This is a genomic window from Brevundimonas alba (genome assembly GCF_011927945.1).
Classification (GTDB): domain Bacteria; phylum Pseudomonadota; class Alphaproteobacteria; order Caulobacterales; family Caulobacteraceae; genus Brevundimonas; species Brevundimonas alba.
Genome location: NZ_JAATJM010000001.1, coordinates 1964494 through 1977917, shown reverse-complemented (window position 1 = coordinate 1977917; position 13424 = coordinate 1964494). Strand labels below are relative to the sequence as shown.

Below are 13424 nucleotides of genomic sequence, written 5' to 3'. Positions count from 1 at the left end.
TCCGCAGGTTCCCGGCGTCAGCGGGCCACGGGCGCGAGCAGCGGCGCGAGGCTGTCGGTCTCGTCCACCGTTCGCACGAACGTCGGCGGCCGGATCGCATGCGTAAGCTGCTCGAAGGCATAGCCCAGCGACAGCACCTTCGCGTCGTCCCACTTGCCCGCGATGAAGCTGATCCCGACCGGCAGCCCGTCGACGAAGCCCATCGGTACGGTCAGGTGCGGATAGCCGGCGATGGCGGGCATGGTCGACACGGCGCCGCCGTAGTGATCGCCGTTGACGACGTCGGTGGTCCAGGCGGGGCCGGTCGTCGGCCCGACAAGGGCGACCAGCCTGTGCTCCCGCATCAGCTTGTCGATGCCCTCGGCCCCGGCAAGTCGCAGCGAGGTGGCCCGCGCCTCCACATACTCCCGCTCGTCCAGCCCGCCTTTGGCCTGCGCCTGCAGGAACAGCTCCTGTCCGAACAGCGACAGCTCCCGCGGCTCCGCCTCGTTGAACGCGATCACCTCGGCCAGCGTCCGCGTTCGCACCTGATCCGGCCGCGTCGAGGCCAGATAGGCGTTCAGGTCGTGCTTCAGCTCGTACAGCAGCACGGTCAGCTCGGCCGAGCCCATGGCCCCCTCGTCTGACGGAGCCTCGGTCAGGTCAACCAGCACGGCGCCTGCGTCCCGCAGCACCTGCAGGTTCTGCTCGAACACCGCCAGGGTGTCCGCCGTATAGCCGCCCGCGAACCGCATCACGCCGATCCGCGCGCCGCGCAGCGACCCGGCGTTCAGCGCCGCGCGATAGTCGACCTTGTGCGCATCCGCTTCGGCCGTCGCCGGGTCCAGCGGGTCAGAGCCGGCGATGACCGACAGCACGATGGCCGCGTCCTCCACCGTCCGCGTCATCGGCCCGGCGGTGTCCTGCGAATGGCTGATCGGCACGATGTGGGTCCGCGACACCAGCCCCACGGTCGGCTTGAAACCGACGATGCCGTTGATAGCCGCCGGGCAGGTGATCGAGCCGTCCGTCTCGGTGCCGATGGCCGCCGGAGCCAGCCCCGCCGCCACCGCCGCCCCGCTGCCCGAGGACGAGCCGCAGGCGTTGCGGTCCAGCGCGTGCGGATTGCGCGTCAGCCCGCCCACGGCGCTCCAGCCGCTGGTCGAGTTCGACGATCGGATATTGGCCCACTCCGACAGATTGGTCTTGCCGAGGATCACCGCCCCCGCCTCGCGCAGCCGCGCCGCCAGCGGCGCGTCCCGCCCCGGCGCATTGTCCGCCAGCGCCAGCGACCCCGCCGTCGTCGGCATGTCCCGCGTCTCGATATTGTCTTTCAGCAGGATGGGGAGGCCATTCAGCGGGCCCGCGGGGATCACGATTTCCTCGTCGCTGAGAATAGCGGGGTGACCGGCGATGATCGCGTTCAAGGACCCCGCTTCGAGGTTGTCCGCGCTAAGCATCACCGCGATCGAGCCGTCCAGGGCGTCCCGGCCGGCGACACGGCCATCAACGATGGCCGCGACACTCGGCGGCGCGAAGACCGACTCGCCGGCGGAGCCGTGCATCGTCCAGGAGCCGTCCTCGTTCGGCGTGGCGCAGCCACCAAGCGCCAGCAGAGCGACGCCGACCAAGAGTCCCTTGAGCCCGTTCATTTCGTCTCCCCTTCCGCCGTGGCGGACCTGATCTATTGCACCGCGTCCGGCGCCCGTCGCGCGTGCGTCCGCTGTTCGAAGGCATAGCCCAGCGACAGCACCTTCGCGTCATCCCATTTGCCGCCGATGAAGCTGATGCCCACCGGCATCCCGCGATCGAAACCCATCGGCACGGTCAGGTGCGGATAGCCGGCGATGGCGGGCATCCGCGATACCGATCCCTGCGCCCGATCCTCGTCATTCGGATCGTTGGTCCAGGCCCGGGACGTCGTCGGCGCCGTCAGCGCCACGACATTGTTCTCGCGCATCATCCGGTCGATGCCCTCCGCGCCCGCCATCCGAAGCGAACTGGCCCGCGCCTCCAGATAGGCCGGATCGTCCAGACCCTTCGTCTGCTCGGCCGCGAGGAACAGCTCCTGGCCGAACAGAACCGTCTCGCGGGGCTCCGCCTCGTTGAAGGCGATCAGGTCCGCCAGCGTCCGGGTCTTCACCTGCGCCGGGTCGGTCGAGGCCAGATAGGTGTTCAGATCCGCCTTCAGCTCGGTCATCAGCACCGTCAATTCCATGGCGCCCAGCCCCTGCTGGTTCGGCCCTTCGGTGATCTCGACCAGTTCCGCCCCCGCGTCGCGCATCGCCTGCAGCGACCGCTCGAACGCCGCCTGCGTCTCCGCCGAATAGTTCGCCACCGCATAGCGCATGACCCCGATCCGGGCGCCCCGCAGGCTGTCGGCGTCCAGCGCCGCGCGATAGTCGACCTTGCGCGCATCCGCTTCGGCCGTCGCCGGGTCCAGCGGGTCAGAGCCGGCGATGACCGACAGCACGATGGCCGCGTCCTCCACAGTGGTCGTGATCGGCCCGGCGGTGTCCTGCGAATGGCTGATCGGCACGATGTGGGTTCGCGACACCAGCCCCACCGTCGGCTTGAACCCGACCACGCCGTTGACCGAGGCAGGGCAGGTGATCGAGCCGTCCGTCTCCGTCCCGATGGCCGCCGGCGCCAGCCCAATGGCCACCGACACCGCGCTCCCCGCCGACGACCCGCACGGCGTTCGCTCCGGATCATAGGGATTGCGCGCCTGCCCGCCGACCGCGCTCCAGCCGCTGATCGAATTCGAAGAGCGGATGTTGGCCCATTCGGACAGGTTGGCCTTGCCGAGGATGACAGCTCCGGCGCCGCGAAGGCGGGCGACCAGGGGCGCGTCGCGACCGGGCGCGTTGTCCATCAGCGCCAAGGAGCCGGCCGTGGTCGGCATGTCCGTGGTCTCGATGTTGTCCTTCAGCAGGATCGGCAGCCCCTGGAGCTCGCCGCGGGCGCGGAGAGCTTGCTGACTGACGTCGGCAGCAACCCGGATCACACTGTTGGACGAGTCAGTTCGGCCCTGATCAAAGCGGATCGCCTGCTCCAGACCGGCGGCCATATAGGACCGGTTTCCGGCATCGACGTAATAAGCCGCGCCCGGCATCCGCGGCACGGGGTGGGATGGCGCTGTGTGGTCGCCCGCGCACCCCCACAGAACCGCCGCCGCCCCCGCGATCAGTCCTGTGCGGCGGGCGACCGCGAACCGATGGTCCGGTCGAAGAAGTCGAGATACGTCCGCCATTGGTGCAGCTGCCTTTCATTGCCCCGCACGCCGTGGCGCTGGCCGGGATAGAGCATCAGTTCGAAGGGGTGCGAGGCGGCTTCCATCGCATCGATCACCCGCGTGGAATTCTCGAGGATGACGTTGTCGTCGGCCATGCCGTGCATCAGCAGCATCCGCCCGGTCATGTTCGGCAGGCGCGGAATGGCGTCCGAGGCGGCGTAGCCTTCCGGGTTCAGTTCCGGCGTCGACATGAACCGCTCGGTGTAGTGGGTGTCGTACAGGTCCCAGCGGGTCGGCGGCGCGCCCACGGCGGCGGCGGCGAGGCCCATTCGGGGCTCGGTGATGGCCCTCAGGCTCATGAATCCGCCATAGGACCAGCCCATCATGGCGATGCGGTCATCGTCCACAAAAGGCAATGATCTCAGATAGTCGGCGGCCAAAACCTGATCCTCGATCTCAGGTTGTCCCATCTTCAGATAGAGCGCCTGCTTGAACGCCGCCGAGCGGTCGCCCTCGCCGCGGTTGTCGAGGCGGAAGACGATGTAGCCCGCCTCAGTCAACAGTTGATTGCTGGCCGGCTGCCAGCCCTGTTTGACCCCGCCCCCGGACGGGCCGCCATAGACCTGCATGACCACCGGATAGGTTTTCGTCGGATCGAAGCCCGGAGGCGTGGTCATCTGCCAGACCAGCGTCTCGCCATGGCTCTGCATCGAACCGAACGTCACCTGGCCGCGCCGCGACAGGTACGGATAATAGGGGTGGTTCTGGTCCAGCCGGTTCTCCTCGATCCAGCGGATGAAGGTCCCGTCGGCGCGGTACAGGCCAGACTGCGGCGGCGTATCCAGATCGGTGTAGTTGCCGACGAAGGCGGTGCCGGTCCGGTTGACCGAGGCGCTCCACCATCCGCCTTCCGGCGTCACGGCGACCGGCCGCATGGTCCGTCGCAGGCTGGTGCGGAACAGCTGCTGCTCAGTCGGCGCCTCGCGCCCGTCGCGCATCGAGGCAGTGAAGAAGACATCGCCTGTCTGCTGGTTGACCCCGTTCAACGACTTGACGGGATAACGCCCGCTCGTGATCGCGCGCAGGCGGCGCCCGTCACGGGCGTAGAGATACAGGTGCTTCCAGCCGGACTCTTCCGACGACCAGATGAAGTCGCCGTTCTCCAGCGCCTTGAAGTCGTTGCTCAGCGGCACCCAGGCGTCGGAGCGCTGGGTCACGATCACCTTCGACGCGCCCGTCGCCGGATCGACGCTCAGCAGGTCCAGCGTCTTCTGATCCCGCGACTGGCGTTGGACATAGAGCGTCCGCCCGTCCGCCGACCAGTTCACCCGCGCCAGATAGATGTCGGTGTTCTCGCCCAGATCGACCTTGGTGCGGCGGCCGCTCTGGCGGTCATGCACATACAGCTCGACCACCGCGTTGGGCCGGCCGGCGCGCGGATAGCGCTGCTCGACCACCGTCGCGCCGCCGCCGGTGATGTCCAGCCGCGGCACGATGTCGACCGTCGATTCATCGGTCCGCTGCAGGGCGATGTAGCGCTCGTCGGGGCTCCACCAGTAGCCGGTGTCGCGGTCCATCTCTTCCTGGGCGATGAACTCGGCCGTGGCCCAGCTGATCAGGCCGTCGCCGTCTGTCGTCACTTCCGTCTCGCGGCCGTTGGCGAGGTCATAGACGACCAGATCCTGATCCCGCACCCATGAGACGAAATTGCCTTCCGGCGACACCTTGGCGTCGATCTCGTCCGCCTCGGTCTCGGTCAGGCGGCGCACCGCCCCGCCCGCGCGCTCGGCCAGAAAGACGTCGCCTTCCAGCGGCGCCAGGATGTAGCGGCCCTGCTCATCCCACGAATATTCGACCACGCCGCGCGCGCTGATCCGCATCCGCTCGCGCCGGGCCTTCTCGGCCTCGGACAGTTCGCCCGCGTCGGGGACCAGCGCCCGCGCGTCGATCAGCTTGAACGGCTCGCCCTCGCCCGTCGGCGCGGCCCACAGGTCCTGCACGTCCGCGTCGTCCTCGCGCGAGCGCAGGAAGGCGACCAGTTCGCCGTCCGGCGACAGGCTGACGCCCTTGGCCACCGGACCGGACAGGGACGGATTGGCGAACACCCGCTCAGGTGTCAGGACCGCCGGGTCCGGCGTTTGCGCCATTGCGGCGGAGAACGGCGTTTGGGCCGCAAGGAACAGGGTGGAGGCGAGGAGAATGTTGCGCATGAAGGGGACGCTAAAGGCGAATTCCGCCGCCGTCATCCCCTTGTTGGGCCCGCGCGACACCCCATCCCTTCCCCCTCCGGCTTCCGCCCCCTAATAAGCCCCGAATGACCGACGTCGCCGTCACCGCTCCGCCCGCCAAAGCCTCGCCCTTCCACGAGCTGGAAGTGCTGTGGGTCCATCACTGGACCGACCAGTTGTTCAGCTTCCGCATCCGCCGGCCCGAGGATTTCCGCTTCCGCTCGGGCGAGTTCGTGATGATCGGCCTGCCCGGCGAAGACGGCGGTAAGCCGGTCCTCCGCGCCTATTCCATCGCCAGCCCCAGCTGGGACGAGGCGCTGGAATTCCTGTCGATCAAGGTGCCGGACGGCCCCCTCACCTCCCGCCTGCAGAAGATCCAGCCCGGCGACACGGTCCTGATGGGCAAGAAGCCCACCGGCACCCTGGTGCTGGACGCCCTGACTGGCGGCGAACGCCTCTGGCTGATCGGCACCGGCACCGGCCTGGCGCCCTGGCTCAGCGTCGCCCGCGACCCCGACACCTACAGCCGTTTCGGTCAGGTCATCGTCTGCCACACCGTGCGCAACGTCGCCGACCTCAGCTATCGGGACTTCTTCACCTCCGAAATCCACGATGATCCCCTGATCGGCGACGAGGCGCGGGCACAGCTGACCTATTATCCGACGGTCACCCGCGAAGCCTTCGAAACGCCGGGCCGCATCACCGACCGCATCCGCTCGGGAGAGGTCTTCGCCGATCTCGGCCTCCCCGCCGGCTTCTCCCCCGAGACCGACCGGGTGATGCTGTGCGGCTCCATGGCCATGATCAAGGAAGCCGGCGAACTGCTGGAGACCTTTGGCCTGAAAGAGGGCTCGAACGCCGAGCCCGGCGACTATGTGCTGGAGCGCGCCTTTGTCGGCTGACCTGAATGACGCGCCGGTCACGGTCGCCATCGACGCCCGCGTCGCGCCCGAGGCCTGCCAGTCGATGGCCGAGGTCCGTCAGGGGGTCGACGCCCTCGACCGCGCCCTCGTCACCCTGCTGGCCGAACGCCAGCGCTATATGGACGCCGCCGCCCGCATCAAGCCGGACCGCTCGGTCGTCCATGACGACGCCCGCATCGAGGACGTGGTGAGCAAGGTGCTCGCCGCCGCCGGCCCCGCCGGCCTCTCGCCCGCCATCGCCGAGCCGGTGTGGCGCCTGCTCATCGACCGCTGTATCGCCCACGAGTTCGAGACGTTCGACCGCACGCGAACCTAGGCGGTCATAAGGAATATATTCCTCATCACATCTTGCGGCGCCGACCGCGCCCCGCCATCTGCTGCGATGGTCTTTGACATCGTCGGCGCGAACCCCTCGGGGCCGTGAACTCCGTTTGGCACGCCTGAGCCAAGCGTCCCCCGTTTTCTCTGTGAAAACAGAGCCCGTGGCACTGTTGGCACGCCGAATTCCGAAAACAGTGCCAAGGGGCTCCGGCGTCAGCGCAGGGATTTCAGCATCAGCTCGTGCCGCCAGGCCGCCACGTCGGCCAGCGCCAGGTCCAGCGCGTCCCGCACCCGGTCCAGCAGCGGCGGCGCATCCGCCTTTTCCGCCGCCTCGGCCGCCGCGCAGGCCTCGGCCAGCGCCCCGGCTCCGATCCCGGCCGCGGCCCCGCGGATCGTATGCACCCCGTCCCGCCATCCGTCCTCGCGCACGTCCAGCATCGGCGACCACAGGGCCGCCTGCTGGGCGAACAGGCCCAGCACCTCCTCGCTGACCGCGTCGTCCACGCCGGTCATCCGCTCCAGCACGGCGAAGTCGACCGCCCCGGACAGATCCCGGCGGGCCATCAGCCCTCGGCCTCCTCGCCCTTGGCCAGACGCGAGTTCCACGCCGACCAGGCCAGGTAGATGACCAGACCGATGCCGTTCCAGATGAAGAAGGCGGTCTGGGTGAAGGGCCTCAGGCTGAAGAAGAACAGCAGACAGCCGACGATGGTGATCGTCCCTACCAGCCACCACAGCGGCGCCCTGAACATCCGTTTGCGGCCCGGATCGCGCACCCGCAGCACCATCAGGCAAACGCCGACGGCGGCGAAGGCGCACAGCGTCCCGGCATTGGCCAGCGAGGCCAGCTCGTCCAGCGGCAGCAGCCCGGCGAGAACCGCCACCACCACGGCGGTGAAGACCGTCACCACCGCCGGCACGCCCCGCACCGAGACATGGGCCAGCCGCCGCGGCAGCAGGCCGTCACGCGCCATGCCGAGGAAGATGCGGCTCTGGCCGAACAGGAAGGCCAGCAGCACGGTCGGCAGGGCGATCACCGCCGCTCCAGCCACCACCTGCGCCGCCCACGGCGAGCCCAGCTCCCTCAGGATCAGCGACAGCGGTTCGGTGCTGGAGGCGAACTCCGACACCGGCCGCGCGCCGATCGCCGCCGCCGCCACCAGCAGATACAGGGCCGTGCAGACGAGCATGGAGCCCACGATGCCGATAGCCAGATCGCGCTCGGGCTTCTTGGTCTCCTCGGCCGCCGTCGAGATAGCGTCGAAGCCATAGAAGGCGAAGAAAATGATCGCCGCCGCCGCCATCACCCCGGTCTGCGCCACCGCCGGATGGCCGGTGATCTGCTCCATGAACGGCAGCTGCGGCGACCCGAAGCCGTTGGGCATGAAGGGCTGGAAGTGGGAGGCGTCGAACATCGGCAGGGCGATGAAGACGAACACCGCCAGCGCCGCGATCTTGATCAGCACCAGTACCACATTGACCGTCGCGCTCTCGCGCGTGCCGAGCAGCAGCAGACCCGTCACCACGCCGATGATGAAGACCGCCGGCAGGTTGATGATCCCGCCCGCGTGCGGCCCCGCTGTCAGGGCCAGCGGCAGGTCGATGCCGATGCCGTGCAGGAAGGGCGTTGCATAGCCGGCCCAGCCGACCGCCACGGCCGACACCACCAGCGAGTATTCGAGGATCAGGCTCCAGCCCACGATCCAGGCGATCAGCTCGCCGAGCACCGCGTAGGAATAGGTGTAGGCGCTGCCCGCCGTCGGCATCATCGTCGACAGCTCGGCATAGGCCAGGGCCGCGCAGGCGCAGACCAGCCCGGCCATGGCGAAGCTGACCATCACCGCCGGTCCCGCCAGCCCCGCTCCGACGCCGATCAGCGTCAGGATGCCGGTGCCGACGATGGCCCCCACCCCCAACGCCATCAGGTGAGGCCAGCCCAGCGTCTTCTTGAGCGCCGGCCCGCTGTGCGGGGCCGTCATCGCATCGATCGAGCGGCGGCGGTTCCAGAAGGCCATGATCGTCTCCCCCTCGCCGCCCCGGCGGCTGATTCCGCACAGCCTAGCCCCTCCTGCGACAAACCGGAACGGAGCGGCAAATCCCCTTGCACGCGAGAGGCAATGCCATTAGGAACGCCCCCTCTCGCCGGGGCCGGTCCCAGACCGGAACAGCGCGGGACGGCACGGACCTTGCGAGGCCCTGCCCGACGAATGGTCCGGGTGATTAGCTCAGTTGGTAGAGCAGCTGACTCTTAATCAGCGGGTCGTAGGTTCGAACCCTACATCACCCACCATCGTCCGTTCTTCCTGACGCAATCGCCGGCGGTCGAAGGCCGCACCGCCCGTCTTGCCTTCCCTCCGCGGGGAGTGGACCCCCGGTCGGGGTGGTGCTTATGTAACATCGATAGGTATCCGTAGCCGTGCGTTCCGAGCCGCGATGTGCGCGGTGGTACTGCGGTGGCTGCCTGGTCCCCGCTCCCCGCGAAGGACCCGACCATGCGTTCAATCCGGACTGACCGAAACGCCGACCACCGCGCGGCCGGCCGGGAGGCGCAGATCCTCCTCGGGGCGGCCGCCGGCTCCGGTCCCTCGAGCGCGCCCCATACCGGCGGCGTCGCCATCTCCGGCTCCGCCACCGAGGACCAGGTCCTGACGGCCGTTTCCACCATGGCCGACGCCGACGGCCTTGGGACCCTCCACTACCAGTGGCAGCACAACGTCGGCTCGGGCTTCGTCAACGTCGGTGCGGACCAGGCGACCTACACGCTGGGCGACGGAGACGTCGGCGGCATCGTGCGTGTGATCGTCAGCTACACCGACGGCAACGGCGCGCCGGAGTCCGCCACCAGCGCGTCAACCGCCTCGATCTCCAACATCAACGATCCCCACACCGGCGGCGCCTCGGTCTCGGGCGTCCGTGTCGAGAACCAGACGCTCACGGCGGTCTCCACGCTCGCCGACGTCGACGGTCTCGGCACGCTTCACTACCAGTGGCAGCGGAACGCCGGAGCCGGCTTCGTCAATGTCGGTCTCGACCAGGCCACCTACGTCCTCGGCGACGCGGATGTCGGCGGGACGGTCCGCGTTGTCATCAGCTACGTCGATCAGCAGGGCACGGCCGAGTCCGCCACCAGCGCCGCCACCATTCCGATCTCCAACGTCAATGATCCGCACTCAGGCGGCGCCTCGATCACGGGCACACCGACCGAGAACCAGGTTCTGACCGCGGTCTCGACCATGGCCGACCCGGACGGCCTCGGAACCCTGCACTATCAGTGGCAGCACAACGTCGGCCTCGGCTTCGTCAACGTCGGCGCGGACCAGTCGACCTACACGCTCGGCGACGGGGACGTGGGCGGAGTGGTTCGCGTCATCATCAGCTACACCGACGGCCATGGCACGGCGGAGTCCGCCTCCAGCTCCGGCACCGCCTCGATCTCGGCCGTCAACGACCCCCATACCGGCGGGGCGTCGATCACCGGGACGCCGACCGAGGACCAGCTCCTGACCGCCGTCTCGACGCTGGCCGACGTCGACGGCCTCGGGACCCTGCACTACCAGTGGCAGCGCAACGTGGGACTGGGCTTCTCCAACGTCGGCGCGGACCAGTCGACCTACACCCTCGGCGACGCCGACGTCGGCGGCGTGGTCCGGGTTGTCGTGAGCTACACGGACCAGCAGGGCTTCTCCGAGAGCGCCACCAGTCCGTCCAGCGCGTCGATCTCGAACGTCAATGACTCGCCCTCCGGCGCGCCCTCGATCACCGGCACGCGCACGGAGAACCAGGTGCTGACCGCCGACACCGGTTCTCTGTTCGATCCGGACGGCCTGGGCACGCTCCACTACCAGTGGCAGCGAAACGTCGGGTCCGGCTTCGTCAACGCCGGCGCGGACCAGCCGACCTACACCCTCGGGGATGCCGACGTCGGGGGCGTGGTCCGTGTGGTCGTCAGCTATGTCGACCAGCAGGGCACGTCCGAGGCCGTCACCAGCGCCGCGACGTCGACTATCGCCAACGTCAACGACCCCCACACCGGTGGAGCCTCGATCACCGGCACGGCGACCGAAGACCAGGTTCTGACGGCCGTCTCGACCATGGCCGATGTAGATGGCCTCGGCGTCCTCCATTATCAGTGGCAGCGGGACACCGGCTCCGGCTTCGTCAATGTCGGTCTCGACCAGGCGACCTACACCCTCGGAGACGCCGACGTGGGCGGGATCATGCGGGTGGTGATCAGCTACGTCGATCTGAACGGCGGGTCCGAATCCGGCACCAGCCCCGCGACAGCCGTCATCGCCAACGTCCCCGACGCGCCGATCGCGGTCAATGACGCGGTCTCGGTAAACGAGAGCGCAATCCTCAGCGGCAGTGTCTTCCTCAACAATGGCTCGGGGCTCGACACCGATCCTGACGGCCCGGCGCTCAGCGTCTCCGCCGTGAACGGATCGGGCGCCGCGGTCGGAATCCAGATCGCCCTGCCCTCCGGCGCCCTGCTGAAGCTGAACGCCAACGGGACGTTCAACTACAACCCCAACGGCGTCTTCCTCTTCCTGCCCGGCCCGGCGTCCGGGGCGTCCAACCAGACCTATGCCGACACCTTCACCTACACCCTTGCCGGAGGCGGAACGGCGACGGTGACCGTGACCATCCAGGGTCAGGACAGCAACGGCGACTACCTGCTGGGCACGTCCGGCGCGAACATCCTGAACGGCGGGATCGGAGACGACGTCATCGATGGCGGCGGGGGCGACGACCTGATCGACGGCGGAGACGGGATCGATTCCATCTATGGGGGCGAGGGCGCCGACACCATCCACGGCGGCGACGGAACCGAGGAGGATGTCCACGGCGAGGGCGGTGACGACATCCTCTATTCCGGCGGCGAGGGCCACTACTACGGCGAAGGCGGCGACGACCTGATCATCGCTGGCCTGACGGACTCGGTCAACGAGGTGCTGGACGGCGGCTCGGGCATCGACACGCTGGACACCCGGACCTGGGACGGGGACTACGTGATCGACATGGTCAGCGGCGCGACCAACTATGGAGAGATCTACACCACCTTCGAGAACGTCATCACCGGCGGCGGCAACGACACGATCACCGGCAATGCCGAAGCCAATGTGATCCGCACCAATCTCGGAAACGACACCCTGAACGGCGCCGGCGGCAATGATGTCCTCGCGGGCGGCGCAGGCGTGGATGTGCTGAACGGTGACGGCGGGATCGACACGGCCGACTATTCCACTGCGGCCGCGGGCGTAAACGCCCAGCTCAACGCCAACAAGTCGACCAACGACGGCGACGGCGGGACCGACACCTTTACGAGCATCGAGAACCTGACCGGCTCCGCCTTCAACGACACCCTGATCGGTGATGGCGGCGTCAACGTCCTGCGCGGCGGGCTCGGCACCGACACCCTCCTCGGTCTCGGCGGGAACGACGTCCTGTGGGGGGGCGCGGGTGCGCTGAACGCCCTTCAGGGCGGCGCCGGCGACGACACCTATGTGCTGGAGGCGGCCGATACGGTCACCGAGTTCGTCGGCGACGGCACGGACACGGTCGACGCCCGGATCAACACCTATGTGCTGGCCAACAACGTCGAGAACCTGATCTTCGGCGGCGTCGGCAACTTCGCCGGCACGGGCAATGCGGCGGCCAATGTCATGTCCGGCGGCGCGGGCGACGATGTCCTGCGGGGCCGCGGCGGGGCCGATACGATGAACGGCGGCGGCGGCCTCGACACCGTCGACTACACACTCGCGGCTGCCGGGGCGACCATCCGCCTGGACCTGCAGAAGGCGACCGCCGACGGCGACGGCGCCATCGACACCTTCACCTCGATCGAAAACGCCATCGGTTCGAACTTCAACGACACCATCTTCGGCACTGCCGGGGACAACGTCATCCAGGGCGGCAACGGCACCGACGTCCTCCTCGGTCTGGGCGGCAACGACATCCTGATGGGCGGCTCCGGCGGAGCGGCCAACCAGCTCCAGGGTGGCATGGGCGACGATCTCTACATTCTCGACGCCTTCGATACCGTGGTGGAGTCCGCGGGCGAGGGCGTCGACACCATTCAGGCCCGCGTCGGCACCTACACCCTCGGAAACAACGTCGAGAACCTGATCTATACCGGCCCGGGCAAGTTCGTCGGCAACGGCAATACGATGAACAACGTCCTGACCGGCGGCGCCCTGAATGACATCTTCAGCGGCAAGGGCGGCAATGACACCATCAACGGCGGTCTCGGGACTGACGAGGTCCAGCTGCGCGGCGTCGCCGCCAACTACACCATCACCGCCGAAGGCGCCGGCTGGCGGATCGTCGACAGCGTCGCCGGCCGCGACGGCTCGACCTTCGTCACCTCGGTCGAGGTCCTGCGCTTCGCCAACAACACGACCATGACCCTGACCTATGCCGGACCGGCGCCGTTTGAGCCGGTCGGCAAGGCGTTCAGCGCCCAGGTCCTGCCAACCCTCGTGCACGACGGCGGCTTGGTCCTTCCGGCCCTCGTCGACGACCAGCCCCTCGTCCTGCCCGACGCGGAGGCGTTCAAAATCGCCGACGAGCCGCTGGTTCTGCCGGGCGCCGAAGATGACGCGCCTCTTCTCCTCGCCCTCGAGGCGCGGCTGGACAGCCATCTGGCCTTCATCGGCGACTGGATGATCGCGCTGGATCCGGACGGTCAGCTGGCCGGCCTGCCGGCCTATCGCGAGAACGGCTGGTTCTGACGCCGCT

At 68.4% G+C, this 13424-nt stretch carries 8 protein-coding genes and 1 tRNA gene; 4 read left to right on the top strand and 5 right to left on the bottom strand.

Annotated elements, in window-relative coordinates; all coding sequences use genetic code 11:
* Window positions 1-17: 17 nt before the first annotated feature.
* The 3 genes from GGQ87_RS09645 to GGQ87_RS09635 all read right to left on the bottom strand — a co-directional run bounded on the left by GGQ87_RS09645 (window position 18) and on the right by GGQ87_RS09635 (window position 5424).
* The gene (locus GGQ87_RS09645) at window positions 18-1631 is read right to left on the bottom strand and encodes an amidase (RefSeq protein ID WP_245161456.1); all 1614 of its coding nucleotides are present in this window, start codon (window positions 1629-1631) and stop codon (window positions 18-20) included.
* A 32-nt stretch (window positions 1632-1663) separates the two neighbouring features.
* Window positions 1664-3094, bottom strand: coding sequence for an amidase (locus tag GGQ87_RS09640; protein WP_245161455.1), 1431 nt, complete (start codon window positions 3092-3094; stop codon window positions 1664-1666).
* 71 nt (window positions 3095-3165) lie between these two features.
* Window positions 3166-5424, bottom strand: a complete 2259-nt coding sequence (locus GGQ87_RS09635) for a S9 family peptidase (RefSeq protein ID WP_168046929.1) — start codon at window positions 5422-5424, stop codon at window positions 3166-3168.
* A gap of 104 nt (window positions 5425-5528) precedes the next feature.
* Here GGQ87_RS09635 and GGQ87_RS09630 point away from each other — a divergent pair, with 104 nt between their 5' ends.
* A complete protein-coding gene (locus tag GGQ87_RS09630; RefSeq protein ID WP_168046927.1) occupies window positions 5529-6344 on the top strand; it encodes a ferredoxin--NADP reductase in 816 nt (271 codons plus the stop codon).
* Complete coding sequence (locus GGQ87_RS09625) at window positions 6316-6681, top strand: chorismate mutase (protein ID WP_168046925.1); 366 nt, start codon at window positions 6316-6318, stop codon at window positions 6679-6681. Before GGQ87_RS09630 ends, GGQ87_RS09625 begins: the two co-directional genes overlap by 29 nt.
* Window positions 6682-6899: 218 nt before the next feature.
* On the opposite strand, the gene GGQ87_RS09620 is transcribed toward GGQ87_RS09625, so the two are convergent.
* A complete protein-coding gene (locus tag GGQ87_RS09620; RefSeq protein WP_168046923.1) occupies window positions 6900-7250 on the bottom strand; it encodes an Hpt domain-containing protein in 351 nt (116 codons plus the stop codon).
* Complete coding sequence (locus tag GGQ87_RS09615; protein ID WP_168046921.1) at window positions 7250-8701, bottom strand: amino acid permease; 1452 nt, start codon at window positions 8699-8701, stop codon at window positions 7250-7252. The genes GGQ87_RS09620 and GGQ87_RS09615 overlap by 1 nt, the downstream gene beginning before the upstream one ends.
* A gap of 199 nt (window positions 8702-8900) precedes the next feature.
* Between GGQ87_RS09615 and GGQ87_RS09610 the strand changes: the two genes are divergently transcribed.
* Together GGQ87_RS09610 and GGQ87_RS09605 are read left to right on the top strand one after the other, a co-directional pair.
* Window positions 8901-8976, top strand: a tRNA-Lys gene (locus GGQ87_RS09610).
* A gap of 202 nt (window positions 8977-9178) precedes the next feature.
* Entirely contained in the window at window positions 9179-13417 is a 4239-nt protein-coding gene (locus GGQ87_RS09605; RefSeq protein ID WP_168046919.1) for a beta strand repeat-containing protein, read from the top strand.
* Window positions 13418-13424: the final 7 nt, after the last annotated feature.